Origin of the sequence: Dyella amyloliquefaciens, assembly GCF_004296575.1 — a bacterium.
GTDB classification, from domain to species: domain Bacteria; phylum Pseudomonadota; class Gammaproteobacteria; order Xanthomonadales; family Rhodanobacteraceae; genus Dyella; species Dyella amyloliquefaciens.
Genome location: NZ_SAYT01000007.1, coordinates 343,577 through 363,120 on the forward strand (window position 1 = coordinate 343,577; position 19,544 = coordinate 363,120).

The 19,544-nt window shown below is 64.4% G+C and carries 10 protein-coding genes; 5 read left to right on the forward strand and 5 right to left on the reverse strand.

The features are described from left to right. Window positions 1-4: 4 nt before the first annotated feature. The 4 genes from recD to EPB08_RS17570 all read right to left on the reverse strand — a co-directional run bounded on the left by recD (window position 5) and on the right by EPB08_RS17570 (window position 11,659). The gene (recD, locus tag EPB08_RS17555; protein WP_165418528.1) at window positions 5-1,987 is read right to left on the reverse strand and encodes an exodeoxyribonuclease V subunit alpha; all 1,983 of its coding nucleotides are present in this window, start codon (window positions 1,985-1,987) and stop codon (window positions 5-7) included. Continuing rightward, window positions 1,977-5,642 (reverse strand): exodeoxyribonuclease V subunit beta, encoded by a 3,666-nt coding sequence (gene recB / locus EPB08_RS17560; protein WP_130620395.1) that lies wholly within the window; start codon window positions 5,640-5,642, stop codon window positions 1,977-1,979. The genes recD and recB overlap by 11 nt, the downstream gene beginning before the upstream one ends. After that, window positions 5,639-9,115 (reverse strand): exodeoxyribonuclease V subunit gamma, encoded by a 3,477-nt coding sequence (gene recC, locus EPB08_RS17565; protein ID WP_130620396.1) that lies wholly within the window; start codon window positions 9,113-9,115, stop codon window positions 5,639-5,641. Before recC ends, recB begins: the two co-directional genes overlap by 4 nt. A 111-nt stretch (window positions 9,116-9,226) precedes the next feature. Beyond that, window positions 9,227-11,659 (reverse strand): TonB-dependent receptor plug domain-containing protein, encoded by a 2,433-nt coding sequence (locus tag EPB08_RS17570; RefSeq protein ID WP_205746398.1) that lies wholly within the window; start codon window positions 11,657-11,659, stop codon window positions 9,227-9,229. A 354-nt stretch (window positions 11,660-12,013) separates the two neighbouring features. On the opposite strand from EPB08_RS17570, the gene EPB08_RS17575 reads away from it, so the two are divergent. Together EPB08_RS17575 and EPB08_RS17580 are read left to right on the forward strand one after the other, a co-directional pair. After that, window positions 12,014-12,463 (forward strand): DUF3574 domain-containing protein, encoded by a 450-nt coding sequence (locus tag EPB08_RS17575; protein WP_130620398.1) that lies wholly within the window; start codon window positions 12,014-12,016, stop codon window positions 12,461-12,463. Between the two features lies 1 nt (window position 12,464). Then, window positions 12,465-14,057: a hypothetical protein gene (locus tag EPB08_RS17580; RefSeq protein WP_130620399.1), complete on the forward strand. Its 1,593-nt coding sequence runs from the start codon at window positions 12,465-12,467 to the stop codon at window positions 14,055-14,057. Window positions 14,058-14,360: 303 nt separating this feature from the next. On the opposite strand, the gene EPB08_RS17585 is transcribed toward EPB08_RS17580, so the two are convergent. After that, the gene (locus tag EPB08_RS17585; protein WP_130620400.1) at window positions 14,361-14,810 is read right to left on the reverse strand and encodes a hypothetical protein; all 450 of its coding nucleotides are present in this window, start codon (window positions 14,808-14,810) and stop codon (window positions 14,361-14,363) included. 906 nt (window positions 14,811-15,716) lie between these two features. Between EPB08_RS17585 and EPB08_RS17590 the strand changes: the two genes are divergently transcribed. The 3 genes from EPB08_RS17590 (at window position 15,717) to EPB08_RS17600 (ending at window position 19,249) form a co-directional block, all read left to right on the forward strand. Beyond that, window positions 15,717-16,019: a HigA family addiction module antitoxin gene (locus tag EPB08_RS17590; protein ID WP_165418529.1), complete on the forward strand. Its 303-nt coding sequence runs from the start codon at window positions 15,717-15,719 to the stop codon at window positions 16,017-16,019. 140 nt (window positions 16,020-16,159) lie between these two features. Beyond that, a complete protein-coding gene (locus EPB08_RS17595) occupies window positions 16,160-17,035 on the forward strand; it encodes a DUF4034 domain-containing protein (RefSeq protein ID WP_130620402.1) in 876 nt (291 codons plus the stop codon). Between the two features lie 600 nt (window positions 17,036-17,635). Beyond that, window positions 17,636-19,249 carry a beta propeller repeat protein gene (locus tag EPB08_RS17600; RefSeq protein WP_130620403.1) on the forward strand — a complete coding sequence of 538 codons (1,614 nt, stop codon included), beginning with the start codon at window positions 17,636-17,638 and terminating at the stop codon, window positions 19,247-19,249. Window positions 19,250-19,544 lie beyond the last annotated feature (295 nt).

The following is a 19,544-nucleotide window of genomic DNA, read 5'->3' on the forward strand; positions in this document are numbered from 1 at the left end:
TGATTCAGGGCGAGGCGTGCGGTGCGAAGCGAGGCCACAGGCCCGAGTGACGGCGGGTCGATTGTTCGATCGCGGCTGTGACGCGCTCTCCCGATCCCATCAGGCTGAACCAGCGTCGTGCGCGGGTGACGCCTGTATAAAGCAGTTCCCGCGTGAGCACCGCGCTCGCCGCGTCCGGCAGCACGAGGGCCGCGTGATCGAATTCGGAGCCCTGGGACTTGTGCACTGTCATGGCGTAGACGGTTTCGCGTTCGCCCAGGCGTGACGGCAGCACAAAGCGGATCCGCGTGGCGTCATCGCCAGCCTCACCGGCGACCTCGAAGGCAACGCGCAGGTGCAGCCTGCCCTGCTCGTCAGGCACGCGTAGCGCGATGCCGATGTCGCCGTTCATGAGTCCGAGGCTGTAGTCGTTGCGGGTGACCAGCACGGGGCGGCCTTCGTACCACTCCTGTCCACTCTCGATCAGGTTCGCCTGTTGAAGGATGGCGGTGATCTGGCGGTTGAGCCCTTCCGCGCCGAACGGCCCTTGGCGCAGCGCGCACAGCAACTGGAAGTTACCGAAGGCCTGCAACACGCCACGTGCCCATGCTTCGTGCGTTGGGCCATCTGCCTGGGCATGGGGGCGGTGTTCGCGCAGCCATTGCAGATAGTGGCGATAACCCTGCGGTTCGGCACCGTCGTCGCGCGTGGCGAAGTGGGGGCGGCCACCATCGAGGACGAGCTCGGCCAGGCGCGCCGTATTGGCGGTAGCGTCGATCCAGGCGATATCGCCGTGCGGCTCCGACAGCAGCCGCCGAACGCGCGCCGCATCGCCTTCGTTGATGCGCTGCGCGAGCTGGCCGATGCCGCTGTTTGCACCAAAGCGATGGCTATGGCGCAGCATGGCGACGTGCTGGTCGAGCGGAAGCGCATCGTCGCGCACCCAGGCATCAACCCGGTCGCCGCTGGTGGCGCGGAGCCAGTTCGCCGTTCCCTCGCTGTAGTGGGCGGCGTCGGCGCGCCGACAGAGGTCGCCGAGCACGGCACCGGCCTCCACCGAGGAAAGCTGGTCCTTGTCGCCCAGCAGTACGAGGCGGGCGTCATCGGGCAGGGCGTCCAGCACGGCCGACATCATCTCCAGGTCGATCATCGATGCCTCGTCGATGACCAGCACGTCGACGTGCAAGGGATTGGCGCGGTCGTGACGGAAGCGGCGCGTATCGGAACGGGCACCCAGCAAGCGATGCAATGTGTCCACGCGACTGGGGATGGTGGCACGCACCTCATCGTCGACATCGAGTTGGGCGATCTGCGTGCTGATGGACGCCTGCAGGCGTGCGGCAGCCTTGCCGGTCGGCGCGGCGAGCCGGATCCGCAGCGGACGCGGCTGCTCGCCACGATGCAGGGTCTGCAGCAGGCCGAGCAGGCGCACGACGGTGGTGGTCTTGCCGGTACCCGGGCCTCCGGTGATCACGGTAAAGGCGCCGCGTACGGCCAGGGCGCACGCGACGCGCTGCCAATCGGGAGCGTCGGGCGATGCATGGGGAAACAGTCGCGCCAGTTGCTCCGGCAACTGCGCGGGCAGGGTGGGAGCCGACACCAGCCGTTGCGTGATGGCCTGGGCCACGCGCTGCTCGTGGTCCCAATAACGACGCAGGTATACGCGCGTGCCATCGAGCACCAGCGGTGAACCCGCGTGTGCGACGCTGTCGGGTGTGGCAAGCAGCGGGGATGAGCCGACCTGTGACTGCGCTGTTACCGAACCGATGGCCGTGCGCCAACTGACAGGCCAGGCGGCATCGTCGGCCAGCGCTTCCCACGCACTCAGGTCCAGGCAGAGATGTCCATCGGCCTGCTGCCGGCTGACCAGTGCGCCGAGCAGAGGCAACGCAAGCGGTGCGTCGGGATCCTGCTCGGCGAGGAAGCGGGCGAAAGCGACGTCCAGCGCGCGCAGCTGGCCGCGCTCCAGCGCTTGCTCGAACAGGGCGTGCGTCGCGTCATGCCGCATGGGCGCGGCCTCCCTCGGCAAACAGGCGATCCATCGCATCGATCAGCGCATAGGGCAGGCGTTCGCCGTGCACGCCTCCACTGGCACCATCGATGCCACGCAGGTAGAGATAGGCGACGCCACCCATGTGTCGTTCATAGTCGTAACCCGGCAATCGCGCACGCAGTTGGCGATGCAGCGCCAGGGTGTAAATCGCATATTGCAGGTCGTAGCGTTCGCGCAGCACCGAATCGCGCATGGCGTCGCGCGTATAGGCGCTGGCGTCAGTGCCGAGCTTGTTCGACTTGTAGTCGATCACGTAATAGCGGCCGCGGTATTCGGCCACCAGGTCGATGAAGCCCTTGAGCAGTCCGTTGATGTGATCAGCCAGCAGGGCCTGGCGCGGGCGTGCTTCGAGCGTATGCGTGGTGACCAGGCGATCCAGCGCCAGCGTATCGACGTGTTGTGCTTCAAACCAGAATTCCAGTTCGGCGTAGTAGCTGTCCATGTCGGCGAGGCTGGCAACTGCACCGTCCGGTAGAGGCAGCGGTGCGCGTATCAGCGAAGGCAGCCAATGGCTCAGCAATGGGATGCTGGCCTGCCAGCCGCGACGCTGGCAGCGACGGGCGATTTCCTTCTCCAGTGCGACGGTATCGCGCGATACGTCGGCGAACCCTTCGTCGGCCGTCCATTCGAGCAGGTCGTGCAGGAAGGTGCCGGCTTCCGCACCGGCGTGAAACGCGTGCATGCCTTGCGCCGGTGCGGGCACAAGCTCGGATGGCGCAGGCTGCTCGGTACCCAGTTCGATGAGGATGTCCTGATTCGCGGTTTCCGGCGCGGGTGCGCGGATCTCGTCGGACTCGGCATATTTGAGCGAGCTGTAGCTGGCCACCCACCAACGTTCCGTTGGACGTCCTTGATAGATGCGCGCCTCCCATAGCGGCGCGACGGCATCACTCGTGGGCTTGAGCGGGTGGGTGGCAGGCGCGGGCAGGGTCTGGATGTGCAGGCCGGGGTGGTCGCCACGCAGCGCTTGCAGTCGTGGCAGCAGGTCTTGCGGCTGGATCACTTCGCCGCCGGAAAGCACGTGGCCGAAGGCCGACTTGTGCAGCGCGGGTGTCTTGCTGTTGCCGACGCGATAGCACGCGATGCCCAGCCAGCACGCATAGCGCGCACGGGTCAGCGCCACGTAGAGCAGCCGCAGGTCTTCCTGCAGGCGCTCGCGTTCGGCCTGCATCCATGCCGAATCATTGGCGGCGAGGTCCATGCGCGACTCGCCGTGTTCGTCATGCCACACGAAACTGCCCTTGGCATCCACCTCACGCATCGAACAGGCGAAAGGCAGCAAAACCAACGGATATTCCAGGCCCTTGGACTTGTGGATGGTGATGACCTTGATCAGCTCGGCTTCGCTCTCCAACCGGACGATCTGTTCCTCGGCGGTCTCAGACTGCGCGTCCGTCGCATGAGCGATCTGGGTGGCGAGGTGGCGGATCAGCGCATGCTCGCCATCGAGGCTCGCTGCCGCGTGCTGCAACAGTTCGGCCAGATGGAGCAGGTTGGTCAGTGCACGTTCGCCATCGAGGCGCGCGAGCAAGCGGGCTGGCAGGTCGAAGGCGTGCAGCAGGTCGTGAAGCATCGCCAGCACGCCGTGGCGCAGCCAGGCGTTGTGCAGCTGGCGGAAGCGTTCGCCGCAGGCTTCCCAGTGTTGCTCGTCGAGATTCAGGCGGTCCAGCTCGTCATCGCTTTGGCCCAGGGTGGGCGTAGCGAGGGCCGCGCGCATGGCGCGATCGGAACCCGGCTCGGCGCAGGCACGCAGCCAGCGCAACAGATCGGTCGCCTCGGCTGAGGCATAGACGGAATCGCGATCGGACAGATAGACACTGCGCAGACCGCGCCGCTGCAGTTCCTCACGCACCCTGGACGCTTCCGAACCCTTGCGCACGAGGATGGCGATATCGCCCGGCTTGAGTGGCTTCAGCGCGCCTCCGTCCGCCTGGAAACCGCAACGCCCCTCCTGGGCGGCGGACAACAGGTCCACCAGGTAAGCCGCTGCCTGTTTCGCCATCAGGTCGGTATACGCACCGCTGCTGATGGCTTCGCTGGCGTCGTGCACAGCAAGCTGCAGTGGGGGTAGTGGCTTGCCATCGAGTACCAGCTCGTCAGCACGGCCGCGCGCGGCGACAGGATGGAAGGGCAGCGCATTCTTGCCGTGACCGAAGGCAAAGGCACCTTCACTGTGCTGCTCGGCGTGCGCGAACACCTGGTTCACGGCATCCACCAGCGCACGCGTGGATCGGTAGTTGGTATCCAGCGTCCAGGTCGGCTGCCGGGCAGTCGACCTGGCCCGGATATACGTGTGGATATCTGCGCCGCGGAACCCGTAGATCGCCTGCTTGGGATCGCCGATCAGCAGCAGTCCCTTCGCGGCGCGGTCGCCATACACCCGGTGGAAGATGCGCCATTGCAGCGGGTCGGTGTCCTGGAATTCGTCGATCAGCGCCACCGGATACTGCGTGGCGATGGTATCGGCCAGCCGCACGCCTGCAGCGCTGTGCAGGGCGCCGTCGAGTCGCCGCAACATGTCATCGAAGCCGAGCTGGGCGCGACGCTGCTTGGTCTGCTCCAGCCGTTGTGACACCCACAGCGTGGCATGGGCCAGGATCGGACCACGCAGTGGCGTGAGCGTCTTGTGTTCCGCGACGCAGCTTTCGATCGCTGCGAAGGCGTCGTGCACCAGTGGCTGGGCGCCTTTCTTCAAGGCCGAATTCAACGCACCCTGGGCATATCGAGGCAACGTGTCATCGGCATCGCCAAGGCCTTGGGCCCACTGCCTGAGCAGGGCCAGCTCGATGAGCACCTTCTCGCGCTTCATCTTGGTCGCGTTCAACGCGCCTTGCTGCAGAGCCTCAGCGAACAGCGCTTCGATGCCGTCGACATCGGCAAGCCAAAGGCGACGAGCTTCGGCTTCGGCATCGCTGGCGCTGGCCACGCGGTGCTGGAGATGGTCGAGTGCCATAGAGGCTTCGGGCAGTGCGCGGCCCTCCAGGCGCAGGCTCTCGTACGGCTGCTTCAGCAGCGGCTTGAGTGCGCGCTGAAGGTCATCCGGGCCGGACCACCAGCCCATGATCGATGCGGCACCGTCGCGGTCCAGCGGAAAGAAGTGGCAGCGCCAGTAGTCGCGTACCGTTTCCGCCAGCAGCGCGCTTTCGTCGGTTTCGGTGTCCTGTACGAAGGGATGGCCACTGTCGAACGCATGCTGGCTGAGCATGCGCTGGCACCATGCGTGGATGGTGTGGATGGCGGCTTCGTCCATCCATTGCGCCGCCAGTTCGAGTTGGCGCGCGGCACGCGCCCTTGAATCGTCATCGGGATAGACGGCAATGAGTTCGCGCAGGAAATCATCGGGCACATGCTGGCCGCGGAATGCGTCGGCAGCTTCGCCCAGTCGCTCACGGATGCGTTCGCGCAATTCGGCCGTGGCCGCCTTGGTGAAGGTAAGTACGAGGATCTGAGCGGGCAACAGCGGCGTGCCGCCCGGCGCACCGTGGCCAAGCACGAGTCGCAGGTAGAGCGCGGCAATCGTCCAGGTCTTGCCCGTGCCCGCGCTGGCTTCGATCAGTTGGATGCCCTGCAGCGGCAGGTGCAGCGGCTTGAGGGGAGCCATGGTGCTCATGCGTCCTCTCCCTTGGCCGTGACATCCAGCAGTGGCCGGTAGATGTCCAGCCAGCGGGTAAATCCGCCGGTTTCCATCGCGTCAAAGTTCGGCCATGCGCGGGAAAGGTAGGGATCTTCTTCCACCTCGCCGCGAGCCAGGTAAAAGCCGCTGCCTTCGTATGCGGCCAGTGCCTGTTTCCTGGCCGTTTCCTCGTCTCCACCCAAAAGCCATGCGAAGGCGGTCTTGCGTGCCAGCGGCAGCGGGCCGCGCATGCCCTCCCGCAGCGTTGCAAGCAGCGTGTCGAGCCATGCGCCGGCCTCGGCCGGATCGAGCGCGCGCATCACCAGTTGCGTGTCCTGGCTCACCACGCGGGTCTGCATGCTCAAGCCTTGCGCGTGCGCCAGCAGATGGATGATCCAGGGTGCAAGCAATCGATCGAAACGGATATCGCCGTTCTTCTGCAGCAGCTTGCCGATCACGAGTTCCAGCCGGGCATGGGGCGTCGCATCGCCGCGGCGCAGGTCGGTCAGCCAGTCTTCCACTTTCACGCCATGCGCGGCGTACTGCAGCTCGATCTTGTCGGGTAGCAGGGGCCAGCGCTGGTCGGCTTGCCGCCATGCGTTGGCCAGCGCGGAGCCTTCGCGATGCAGTGACTGCTCGGTCAGTGCACCAAAGCCCCCCGGTGGCAACGCACCCTGGTCGACGAGTTGGCGGGTGGCCACGTCGATGGCGGCCGGTTCGTTGCCAGCCATGGTCGACGCACGCAGCACCGCAGCCATGGCGAGATGCTGCTCCAGGGCATTGAGGCCGAACGATTCGTCGTCAGGCGCTTCTTCATCGAGCTCGCCGAAATGAACCTTCAGCCGCTGGTTGAAGAAATACCGCACCGGGCGGCTGATGAAGCCTTGCAGCTGACCCACGCCGATGGCGGCGTCCGGCTGCCATTCGGACAGCGGCGAAGCGATCGCCGACGCATCCGGCGAGCGATGGGCCTGGCGCCATTCGCTGGCATAGGTGAACAGGCGCGGATCGGTTCCTGCACTGAAATAGCGCCGACTGAAGGGCTGCAGCGGATGCTCGATGGTCAATGCATCGAGCAGCTGTTCCGCGTGTGTATCTTCGCCGGTGTCTCCGTGCCAGCCCGCGGCGATGTAGTCGCGTAGCTGCCCGACGAGTACCGAGGGAGGCAGCGGGCTGTTGTCGCGCACGTTGCGGCCCACCCAGCTGATATGCAGCGCATCGCGCGCGGATACCAGGGCTTCCAGGAACAGATAACGGTCGTCTTCGCGGCGCGAGCGATCGCCCGGTCGCGCGTGTCCGGGCTGTGCCATCAGGTCGAAATCGGCGGGTGCCTGGCGACGCGGATAGTCGCCATCGTTCATGCCGAGCAGGCACACCACGCGGAACGGAATGGCGCGCATGGGCATCAGCGTGCAGAAGCTGATCGCGCCTCCCATGAAACGCTGCGAAAGACGATGTTCGTCCATGCTGCCCAGCCAGTGCTCGCGCACGATGCCGATCGGCACTGGCATGGCGAAATCGCCTTCGGCACAGGCGTCGCGCCATGCGTCCAGGGCATCGCCCAGGCGCGAGAGGCGATCGCCATCGTCCGCATCGGCGGCGTCGAAGAAGGTGTTGAGCAGCGCGTGCAGGCGTTCATGCCATTGCGTCGGTGTCGCTGGTTCGCGCATCAACTGCCAGTAATGTTCCAGCTGGTCGAGCAGCAGGATCAGCGGGCCGATCTGCGCGGCGTCGAGTCCGCCGACATCGCCATACGGGGCAATGCCTTGCCAGGTACCGCCATCGCCCACGGCATAGCCGAGCAGCATGCGTCGCAGGCCGAAGCGCCAGCTGTTCTGTTCGATGCCGGGAAGATCAAGGCTTTGCTTCTGAGTGGCGTCGAGTCCCCAACGGATACCGGCGCCTTCGATCCAGCGGCGCAGCGTCGGCAACCCCCCTTCGTCGATGTCGAAGCGCGACCGCAGGGACGGTACATCCAGAAGGTCCAGCAGGCTGCTTACCGCGAAACGCGAGTCGGGCAGTGACAGCAGATGCTCCAGCGCGACCATCAGCGGCTGGGTACCGCGCGCGGGTTGATCGGCCACGGAGTAGGGCAGGTGGCGCGCATCATCCAGAGGCAGGCGCCCGAAGACGGCCTGCACATGAGGTGCATAGGTCTGGATGTCGGGCACCATCACGATCACGTCGCGCGGTGAAAGGGGCGCGCCGCGCCGGTTCGCCTCCTCGAACATCGCCAGCAAGCGGTCGTGCAGGATTTCCACCTCGCGCTGCGGGCTGTGCGCGATATGGAAGTGCAGCGAGTCGTCGCCTGGGCGCCACGGTTTGCGCTGTTCCGGCGTTGCCGGCAGCGGTTCGAGATCGAGAATGGCCTGCTGCATCTGGCGCAGCAGCGTGCTGCCGTCGGTGTCGGCAAACAGGTCGATGCTGCGGTTCCACGCGGCGAACTGCTGGCGATAGCCGTCCGGGCGATCGAACGCGTCGAGCAGGCGGATATAGTCGCGCCCCTGCCGCCCCCAGGCGGCCAGCAGCGGATTGGCGTGCAGGTGGAGATCTTCGTAGCGCGGTTCGGCCGGCAGCCCCGGCTTGCCGGCATGACGGCGCTGGGCCGCCTTGAGCAGCTCGCGATCCTCGATGATGTCGGCCCAGTAATGGCGACACGGATTGGCCACCAGCAGCATCACCTGGCTGAAACGCGCAAGCGCGGTGAGCGCTTCCAAGGTCTGTTGCGGCAGTGACGAGATGCCGAAGACCACGATGCGGCGAGGCAGATGGGCCGGGCGTGTCTCCATGCTCGCAATGCGCTGCAGGAAGGCCTGGTGCACGGCAGCGCGGTGGTTGTGGCGCTCGGGGCCCACATCGTCCAGCAGCAACTGCCAGAGCCGCGCCTGCCAGCGCTGGTCGGGTCCCAGCGAAGCGTGGCGATCACGCAGGTCGTCGCGCAGCTGGAACTGCCCCTGTTCCCAGTCGGCCAGCCAGTCGGCACGATACACCTGATACTGGTCGAACAAGTCGGCGACCCGCTCGGCCAGCTGGAAGCGCTTGCGCTCGTCGGGATCGTCGCGGAGGAAGTCGCGCAGCGGGGTGAAGTCTGCCTCGTGCAGGTGCTCGGGCAGCAGGCGCAGCAAGCGCCAGCACAGGCGCGATTTGTCGAACGGCGAGGTGGTCGCCACGGCTTCGCGACCGAGCACGCTGCGATAGGCAGCCCAGAGGAATCGACCGGGCAGCTGCACGTCGATGGCCGCGCTGATGCCCAGCCCACCATGCTCTGCCGGTCGCGCCAGCGCCCACTTCAGCCATTGGGCGATGCCGTTGCTCTGCACCAGCATCAACTCGTCTTCCAGCGGTCGCAGTGGCGCGCGCGCAAGCCAGGCGGTCAGCAGGTCACGCAGGTCTTCCATGCGATTGCCATGGATGACCATGAGGCCAGGCTTGATCGGGGCCTCGAAGGGCAGGTCCAGGCTGTGGCTCACGGCAGGCACGGGGCGGTTTCGCTCATGGGGGCATTCTCGCCGAGCGGGCGAAGGATGTCCCGTATCCTGCCGGGCCGCCGTCCCAGGACCTGAGAAGGCGGCCGGGTTCGATCAGAACGTGTAGCGCACCCGTCCGTACCAATAGGCCCCGTTGATGCCGATGGGCGAAATCACGTCGTAGGGGAAGTTGCCTGCGTAGTTGATGTCGCTGTTGGAGCGCGTCGGGTACTGGTTGGTGAGGTTGTAGCCGCCGATGGCGAAACTCAGCTGGGGCGTCAGCTTGAACTCCGCCTCGGCATCGAGCTGCCAGCGGGCGGCGTAGGTCTGCGTGGGTACGTAACCGTCACCGAAGTCGAACACGCGGGTGACCGCACCCTGGCGTGTGACACGGCCCAGCAGGTTCCAGCGCGTGCTGCTCCAGTTGGCGGTGAACGAGCCGCGTTGCTCGGGCGCCGCATCGGTGAGGGTGTTGCGCTCCTCCACGCCGAACAGCACGTTGCCGGCCCCCGTGGCCGCCAGTGCCGCCGGCGTATCCATCACATGGCGGATGTCGGTGTGGTTGTGGCTATAAGCCAGGGTCAGCAGCAACCCGCCGCCGGCCAGCGGCGTGCGGTAGTTGCCCACCAGCTCGACGCCACGCGTACGCGTATCCACGGCATTGGTGAAGAACGCCACGCTCTGTACGCCCGCCACACCGAAGTGCTGCAGGATGTAATCCTTCAGGCCCGGACTGTCGATGGTTTCGGAGAGCGTGACGCGATGGTCGATGTCGATCTGGTACGCATCGAGGCTGAAGTCGAAGTGCTCATCGATCTGGCCGGTGAAGCCGACGCTGGCGTTGCGCGACTTCTCGGGACGCAGCGACTGCGCGCCCAGGCCCTGGGCAATCGGGTTGTTCACCGAGAGGATGCGACCGGTGACCAGCTTGCCATCAGCGCCGTAGCCGGTGGTGGTGGCTTCGTAGCCGATCTGGCTCAGCGAGGGCGCGCGGAAGTTGTTGGAATACGCGGCGCGTAGCGCATACCCCGGCGCGAACTCCCAGCGGCCGCTCAGCTTGCCGCTCCAGTTGCCGCCGAAATCGCTGTAATGCTCGTAGCGCGCGGCGGCGTCGACGAAGATGTGCTCGGTCACGTCACTGGACAGCTCGCCATAGGCAGCCCCCACGTCGCGCGAGAGATTCGCCGCATCCTGCGGCTGCAGTCCACCGCCGGCCTGTGCGCCGACCGGTGCATCGACGTAAGGCCCGGCCGCGTAGGAGGCGACATCGCCCGGCAGCGTGCGGAAGTTCTCGTGCCGGTACTCCACACCCGCGGCCAGGGTGGCCACGCGCGAGCCGACGCCGAAATCCCGGCTGAAATCGCCGTTGACGCTGCCCTGGTTGAAGCGATAACTGCCGATATGGAACGAGGTGGGGCTTTCCGGCCCGAGCGAAGCGTTGAGCGAGTCGCGCAGGTCGTAACCGAACGCGTTGCTGCCCCAGTTGAGGCTGCCGTCGTAGCGCCAGTCGCCCAGCAGGCCGCGCACGCCGGCGGCCGTCTGCACGTCGCGGTCGGTACCGATCGATTGCGGCAGGAAGCCGTCGGGATAGATCGACGTGACGTTCGCGCTGCTGTCCGGGTAGCGGAAATAGTTGTCGCCGATGCTGTGGCGTTGGGTATAGGTGCCGAACCAGTACAGCGTGGCGTTGCCACTCAGTGGCACCTCGCTGTTGAGCCAGCCGTTGTAGCTCTCGGCTTTCGGATCGCCCGCCGCGTAATTGCGCTGACCACGCAGGGCCAGGTTGGCCGGCGTGGGATCGGCCAGCCAGTCCGGCACGGTGTCGTAACCGGCACGATTGGTGGAGCCGTGGTTGTTCGCCTCCAGGCCAAAGCGGAAGAAGCCGGTACCGGCCAGGCGCGTACCCCACTTGGCGGCGGCATAGCCGGTGTCGCCATCGGTGATGTCTCGGTCGTTCGGGCGGAAATGCGTGTGATACGCGCCGCCGGTTGCCGTCACCTCGCCGCCTTCTGGAGCGTCATCGAGGATGATGTTCACCACGCCCGCGATGGCATCGGAGCCGTACTGCGCGCCGGCGCCGTCGCGCAGTACTTCCACCCGCTTGATCGCGCTGATCGGAATGGCGTTGAAATCCACCGGCGTGGTGCCGCGGCCGATCTTGGTGTCGGTATTGACCAGCGCCGAGGTGTGGAAGCGCTTGCCGTTCACCAACACCAGCACCTGGTCGGGCGACAGACCACGCAGCTGCGCTGCGCGCACATGGTCCGAGCCGCCCGAGTTCGACTGGCGCGGGAAGTTGAAGGAAGGCAGCAGGGTGGCCAGGGCCTGGCCCAGTTCGCCGTTCACCGCACCGGCGGCGCGCAGGTCGTCCTGCGTGAGCACGTCGACCGGCACCGGCGATTCCAGCGCAGTACGGTGGCTGGCGCGGACACCGGTAACGATCACCTGGTCGAGCGTCTTCGCCTGGCCGTCGTCGGGTTGGGATTGCGCATGGGCAGCGGATGCCGACCACGCTGCGATCAACACGGGCAGGAGACGGCGGCGCAAAGGCCTCGCATGGCTGGGCATGTGGATTCCTTGGGGTGCAACAGGCCATCGCCTCCGTGCGTATGGCCGGGGCGGGCTGGGGGTTTGGAAACGAAGGGAAGGGCGAGCGACGGTGGAGCGTCAGCGCTTGCTACATCGGAGCATGGGTGCGCCACGCAACGACATCGGATGATCGAGAGCGTTGACCTTCATGTCAGGCAAGCCTGTTTCCCTGGTATGGCTGGCAGTGGGCACGGATGATGATGCGATCCGCAATTATTTGTTGCATTGCGCAAGTGTCGTTGTCAATACTTTGCGACGACATTCATCGGCGTCTATCCGTATGGATGTCCAAACGAACATAAGGACATAACCATGCGTTATCTGCGATTCGCCTCCACGGTGCTGTGGCTCGGTCTGGCTGCCGGCTGCGCGGCCACTGCGCCTGCCACCCATTCCACGCTGCAGGGCGATGCCGCGCATCCCGCGCAAACGCAGGGTTGGGTGGAAACCAAGCTCTATTTCGGGCTCGGCCTGGCGGACAATCCTGCTAACGGGGTAAGCGAGCAGGGCTGGCGCAGCTTCCTCGATGCCGAGGTGACGCCGCGTTTCCCCGACGGCCTGAGCGTGGTGGACGTGTATGGCCAGTGGCAGGGCAAGGGCCAGGCGGTACCCGAGCGCCTGCGCTCCAAGTTGCTGCTGATCGATTATCCCGACACTCCCGCCAATCGCGACAAGGTCGAAGCGATCCGCGCAGCCTGGAAACAGCGGACGGGCGACCAGTCGGTGTTGCGCGTGACGCAGCCGGCCGAGGTCTCGTTCTGACATGGCTGTGATCGCGCGTCCACGCTGGTTCTCTTCCGGCGATCTCAACGGCTTCCTGGGCCTGGTGGTCGACAACCTGTCGATCATGGCCTTCCTCGCCACCGCATTGATCGGCATATTCGGTTTCCCTGCCGACATCGTCTTCCTGCGCATGTTTCCCGGCACCACGTTCGGCGTGCTGCTGGGCAACCTTGCCTACACCGCGATGGCGCGGCGGCTCGCGCAACGAACAGGCCGAGAGGATGTCACCGCCATGCCGCTGGGCCTGGATGCGCCCACCAGCATCGGTCTCGCCTTGCTGGTGCTGGGCCCCGCGTTCCTGCACTTCAAGCAATCAGGGCTGGATGAGCACGCAGCAGGCGTGGCGACCTGGCAACTGAGCATGGCCTCGCTGGTGATCATGGGCGTGCTGAAGTTCGTGCTGTCGTTCTTTGGCGGCATGGTGCAGCGGCATGTGCCGCGTGCCGGCCTGCTGGGCTCGATCGCCGGTATTGCGCTGGTGCTGATGGGCTTCCTGCCGCTGGTGGAGATTCTCAAGCAACCCATCGTGGGATTCGCAGGCCTGGGTGTCGTGCTTTATGCCTTGGTGGCACGCGCACGCATGCCGTGGGGCTTGCCGGGCGTGCTGGTGGCATTTCTCGTGGCGGCCGGCCTGTACTACACGCTGGGCCCCTTGGGTTGGCTGGGTACGGGCTACCAGGCGCCGGTGGCATGGCAATGGCGCTTCGCGCTGCCGGTGCCGACGCTGGAATGGATCAAGGGTGTTCCTGCCGTGGTGCCCTACCTGCCGCTGATCCTGCCCTTTGGACTGCTGATGGTGGTGGGCGGCATCAACGTCACGGAAAGCGCGCGTGCTGCCGGCGACGACTACCGCACCCGCGACATCCTGCTGGTGGAAGCGCTGGCTACCCTCGTTGCAGGCTTCTGTGGTGGCGTGGCGCAGACCACGCCGTACATCGGGCAGCCGTCCTACAAGGCGATGGGCGCTCGCAGCGGCTACACGCTGCTGACCGGCCTGGTGATCGGGTTGGGCGGCGTGTTCGGTTATCTGTCCAATATCGTCGAGCTGGTGCCGCTTTCCGTGCTCGCGCCCATCCTCGTGTTTGTCGCCATCGGCATCACGGTGCAGGCGTTCGAGGCGACGCCGATGCGTTATGCGGCGGCCGTGGTCTTCAGTTTCTTTCCGGCCATCGCGCGCATGGTGACCATCAAGCTGATCGATCCCACCTACGTGCCGGGCGATCGCGTGCAGGCCCTGTTTTCCGATCGGGCGCATGGGATATCGGAGCTTGCAGTGATCACCGTGCTGGGCAACGGCTTCATCATCACGGCGATGATCTGGGCCAGCTTCCTGGTTGCATTGATCGACGGACGAACGTTGCGTGCCGCGTGGATCCTGCTGCTCGGTAGCGCGCTGGCACTGTTCGGCATCATCCACTCGGTGCAGTTGAGTGGCGGCATCTACCTGCCGTGGTTGCTCGATGATGCTTCGCGCCTGTTGGTATGGCAGTTTGCCGGCGCCTACGGCGTGCTTGCCATCGTGCTGGTTCTGCTTTCAATGGCTACGCGGGTCACACATTCCGATGCCGCGTGAAGGTGCACGGCGGAATTGAGAGTCGTCTCATGGATGACCTGACGTCGGATATCCACAATTCGCCGGCCTCGCCGAGATGATGACCGGGTACTTGCCTGGGCCGCTTGCCCGCCATCGTCCGGCGAGGTGCCGAAAGACCCCGCATTCATAAGGGGGAGGCAACGTGCCTGCTGGCACGTGCCGGGTCCATCAGGGATGGTGGATGTGCCGGGTGGTCATTCGTCCAGGGAAGGGCGGGTCCGCCCCATCCGATACCGCTACTGCCGATGCGCCGCACGTCGTGCCGCGCATCAGCACCCAAGCTCAGATGTGCAGCGCCTCAGGCAGTGCGGTGGTGCTTGGCGCGAGTTCGGCCGTCGCCATCGCGCGCTCGGCGCGCTCCAGCGCCGAGCATGCCGATTCGGCGGCATAGCGCATCAGGTAGGCGAGGTGAGCGCGGTACTGCGAGCCGATGCCATGCGCGCGGATCATGCCTGCCGCTTCAGCGAGGCACTCCAGGTCGGTATAGGCGCGGTCGAGATCCGTGCTGCTGCTGCACTGCACGAAGTCGCGGGCGCGGATGGCATCGTGCGAGCGGACGCTCACCAGATCCTCCACCAGTCGCGCCGCCTGGCGCGCGGCGAATACCAGGACGTCGGCGGCAGCCCGGGAAAGTTCGCTGTCGGACATCGCCCGATCAGTGAGCTCCACCAGACTGCGCGTGACAACGAGCAACTGCGCAACGGGGTTCGCCGTCACGTCACTGTGATCCATGGTTCCGCCCCCTCGGAGAATTGGAGCCGTATTCTCCACGTCCCGGGGTGCTTTGGATATCGGAAAATGTGCCGGCCCCGTTTCCCTGCGAATCGCAGGAAGGGGCGGGGCAGGTCGGTACCCGGCAGGCGATGACAGTCTTACGTGGAATCAATGGCTTGGGTCCGACTGACGCCCCCGTGGCAAACGCCGACACGCTTTCCGCCTTGCGCCGTCACGGGCTCGACCGGCCAGACGGACACCCCTCTCACCCAACTCCGACAGACGATGCCGACCCTGCTTGTTAGGGTCGGGCAGTCATTCGCGCCGTCTCGCTGTAGGGGCTCGCGAATGACCATGACTACCAGGTCATGAGGCGCGAGCCGTGAGTGCGCTAACACCCACGACCCGCTAACCATCACCAACTTAGAGAGAGTTGATCATGGCTATCCGCGATCATACGGGACGCATTCGCCCGTCCGTTCCCCCTGACGGCACCCTCACTCCTCCGACCGGCGAGCCGCCACACACGCGTGTGGCGTGGCCCGAAACTCTGCGCCATGGCACGCGCGGCGACATCGCCTTGGCGGTGCTCGCACTCACACGATTGCGTCATGACAGCGAGCAGTGCCGCAACGCGGAGGCTCGGGGATTCCCCGGCAGGCCGCTGGAATGGCCGCTTCCGGTGGCCGTCACAGCCAGCCTGGGCGCCGCCATCCAATGCCTCCAGCAGTACGCCAGCCTGCTCGGCCACGACTCCCGAGTGAACCCGCCACGCGTCCGATGATCGCCCCCGCGGCGCATCGGCTGGCATCGCGATGCGCCGCACCCTGGCAATCACCGACCTAACCACCCGGCATGCACCTACACGAGCGGCTGCAAGCGCCCGCCTGTTGTGCAGTCGTGCCTGACAAGGAAGGGAAACCCATGGAACTGATCCAACTCTCCCCGCACCTGGACGTGGATCCATCACAGCACCTGCGCTCCCCCGGCGAAGTGCTGCTACTCGACTACATGCTCCCGACGACGATGAATCACCAGCAACTCGCCCGCCGAACGGGTATCCGCGCGCCACACCTCAGGGAGTTCATTACCGACACTCGCCCCATGACTCCCCGGCAAGCGATACGGCTTGCCCTCGTGCTGGACACCTCACCGCTCTATTGGCTGGTGCTGCAAGCGCGCTACGATCTGGCCCGCGAGGCCCAGCGCGCCTCTGCGGATCGCTAGACGTTGGAGCCTCATGGGTTGACCCGGCCGGAAGGTCCGCTTCCGATCTGAGTGAGACGCAAAAGAGCGGGCGTCGTCCGCTATGGGCGACGTTCTGCGCTAACCTGAATGCTGCCGATTTCACTCATGGAGCGTAGTGCGTGCCTGTACGACTGTTGCCGGTAGAGCGTTGGTTGATTGCTCTCATCGTTATTTTTGCCGTCACCTTCCCCCTGGGGGCGCTCGCCTGCGGATCATTGAACACCGCTCCTGATTCCTCTCCCCTAAGACTTCTGGTGGCAAAGCGGTACGACGATCTCGATAAGCAAATGAATGCTCTTCAGGTTGCGTATGAGCAAGGAAAGATTGACGAGCTGGCTCTTCTTGACGGTTTTCGAGCCTTCTATATCGCCGACCCGGATCTCGAGCCGAACTATCGCGAGTGGCTGGCCAAGTATCCCGCCTCCTATGCGGCGCACTTGGCTCACGGCATTTACTACAAGTACTTGGCGCGTGAGGCACGGGGGTGTGCGTTTGTTTCAGACACAGGCGTAATGCAAATGGATGTGATGGAGTTCTACTTCCGGAAGGCCATTCCGGAGTTAGAGCAATCGACGACATTAGCCGAGATTCCGGTAATCACTGACCTCCATCTACTGGATATCGCCATGTTCCAGGGTGATCGAGAACGGCTGAATAAGGCTCTGAGCGAGTCTGTTCGGGTTTCACCCAAGAACTTCATCGTGCGCCGCCAATACATGTTGGCGTTGACATCCCGGTGGCTGGGAAGTCCAAAAGCGATGCAAGCGTTTCTACAAACTTGCAAGGAAGCCGGCTTGAGTGAATCTCAGACAGGTGCACTTGAGGCGATGGTGCTAGCCGATGATGCCTGGGTGAAGATTCGGCAGAACAGAAAGCCCGAGGCGTTAGTGGAGTATTCCCAGGCTTTGGCGCTGGCCCGAGACAATATGAAATTCATGACGCCGAGCCTCTATCAGCAGATGCTTGACGAAAGCAGCTACTACTCATCTCACTAACTGGCGGTCAAAGGTAGTGTTTCGCCAGCGCTTTGGTTTCGGCATTCGCGTCAAGTCCGCTTGTGACCTAGAGCGGACATGCCGAAAAGATAGGGATGTGCCGACATTGTCCGTGGCGACGACACAGAGGCGGACTCATCAAGGGGGAATGGTGCGCGAGGAGATCGGGAATGCAGTAGGTGCGACCGCCAGATTTTTCTTCAGGGCGGTCATTTGGGACTTCGTGCTTTTCCAGCTGGGCCGCCTTGTGCTTCTCGCAGCCACTCTAGGCGGTTATCCGACCCGCAGGGACTGCACGCAATCACGCGGCCGAATCCAATGGGTCGGGGTCGCGTCGCTTGGCGTGTTGTGGGCGGCAGTCGTCGCCTTCAACAATCTGCGCATCTAGACCTGGTGGTTGGGCCCGCTTCCGACTGCGGATTCAGCCGGCCGTTGCAACGACCGGCTGAATCCGCAACCCATTGCAGACCAAAAAAGCGGACTGAAGGGAACGCTGATGGGCACGGTGCCTGCCGATTTCTTGCGACGGTCAGCGAAGCACGGCAAGCTAATGCTATCCGCCTTGGGCGGCGACCAGTACGGAAGCTCAAGGGGGAGCTCGTGACATCAGTGTTCACTGCATTCTCGTCAATGCGGCTGGCGTCGCCATGGGCGCCCATTGGCCGTATTTTTGCCTGTTTCTTTCTGACGCTCGCTTGGTCGTGCGTGCCTACTGCTCACGCGCACGAAGTAACGCCGGAGCAGGCTGCGGGCAAGGGCTATGTTTTCATCTATTTCCCAAAGCGACTGGGAGTGCTGGAAGTACGTCCCGTCAGCGGCGGTTCAACGGTGAAACTGCGTCAGCGCGAAGGGGCTGGTGGTCGCGCGTTTGGCGCCTGGCTGGCGCCCGGCGAGTACCGCCTATCCAACTGGGATACCTATCCATGGGGCGACTACGCGAGCTTCCGGGTGGAGGCTGGCCGCGTCACTGATCTTGGCAGCCTAATGCCATACAACATCGGCGGCTACCAAGAAGTGGTGCTGCCGCTGCGTGCGGCGGAAAACGCCCACGTCGTCGATGAGGTGTTCAAGCAGTATGGCTCGCTGCTCACATCCACCGATCCCATTACCTGGACACCTACGTCGGTACCCCAACCGATTCAGCTGACCCAAGGTTACACCGGCCTGGGCTTGATCGCCGACATGCTGATGGCCCACGATCGCAAGGTCAACAAACCCTCGACGATCGCCCAGCTCAAGGGCGCGACCAGCACGGAGGAATTTCTCCATCTGGCCAGGAGCGTGACCGCGCCGCTCTATATTCATCCGGCACAGGATCCAGGCGGCAATTTTTACTTCGGCGCGGACTTGGGCCAAATACGCATTCGCCATGCCGACGGCAATTGGAGCGGCATAGGCATGGACACACTGCACAGCCTCTCCGCTGTCGCCTATGTCGATGGTGTGCTCTACGCCGGTTCGGATGACGGCGTGCTCCGGTCTAGTGCCGACGGAGGGCAGACCTGGCACGATGTTCGGTCGTTCGGCAAGGATCAGGCCATTATCGATATCGAGCATGAAGACACCACTTGGATCGTAACCACGGCCCATCAACTCCTGACGGACAACGGCGCCGTGAGGCCGGATGAGATGACGGTTTACACGACGCAACAAGGCGGTCTGGACGCGTTGGAGAAGTCTCGCGAGTTTCTCTTGGAAAAGAAGTTGCTCGGCTGGGTTGGCGCCATGGGCCAACTTGTCCATGGTTCTTATTTCATCAGCACCCACGATGGCCTATATCGCTATGACCTGGCGCCGCGCCAGTGGAAGACGGTTACGCCGCCGTCAAACATCACAACCTTTCATGTGGATCCGGCTACCGGCGTTGTTTCCACGTTGCTCAGCAAGGGTGCTTTCTCCAAGGTCTTCATCTCCAGTGACAAGGGAGATAGCTGGAAAGGAGTGAAGCGGCCGCCGTACCTCATCGCGGACGTACAGTTTGATAACCCGACAAAGGGTTACGCCATTCGCGCCGAATCCGGTGCCTTCAAAGTGACCTGGGAGATCTATACCTACGACGCGAGCGCCGATGATTGGATCCAGGAATCAAAAGCGCCACCCTTGTGCGTGCCACAACGCGTATCGGCATCCCTGCCGGTGTACTGCATTGCCAGTGACGGCAGCATCCTCAGCAAGCGAGGAAATGATTGGAATGTGGAGTTTTCAGCGCAGTGAATTCGTCGCCATGGCGCACTGATCGATGAGGTCCGCGGCGGCTCTCTGTCCGTCAAGACGGGGACTGAATGTCCGCCTTCGACCAAAGCCGACCTTAGCCAGGTCCACCATTGACCTCCCCGCGGCGCCGCGGCGTAAGTTGCTCAGGGAGCGTAATTGGGGGTGTGTTGCGTCGGCCACGCGGAGGTCGGTGAGGGTGTCTGGCTACCGAACTGGGCACGGTACGACGCAGAACTGGGTCTGGCCCAGTAGTCGTGCCAAGATGGGGTGGCTGGGAGTTTTGGCGAGTGGAGGA

What these genes read in the sequence shown, in the direction of transcription:
- EPB08_RS17580 (WP_130620399.1), top strand. Translation starts at nt 12,465, where the DNA reads ATGGCTGTGATCGCGCGTCCACGCTGGTTCTCTTCCGGCGATCTCAAC.
- EPB08_RS17590 (WP_165418529.1), top strand. Translation starts at nt 15,717, where the DNA reads ATGGAACTGATCCAACTCTCCCCGCACCTGGACGTGGATCCATCACAG.
- EPB08_RS17575 (WP_130620398.1), top strand. Translation starts at nt 12,014, where the DNA reads ATGCGTTATCTGCGATTCGCCTCCACGGTGCTGTGGCTCGGTCTGGCT.
- EPB08_RS17585 (WP_130620400.1), bottom strand. Translation starts at nt 14,810, where the DNA reads ATGGATCACAGTGACGTGACGGCGAACCCCGTTGCGCAGTTGCTCGTT.
- recB (WP_130620395.1), bottom strand. Translation starts at nt 5,642, where the DNA reads ATGAGCACCATGGCTCCCCTCAAGCCGCTGCACCTGCCGCTGCAGGGC.
- recD (WP_165418528.1), bottom strand. Translation starts at nt 1,987, where the DNA reads ATGCGGCATGACGCGACGCACGCCCTGTTCGAGCAAGCGCTGGAGCGC.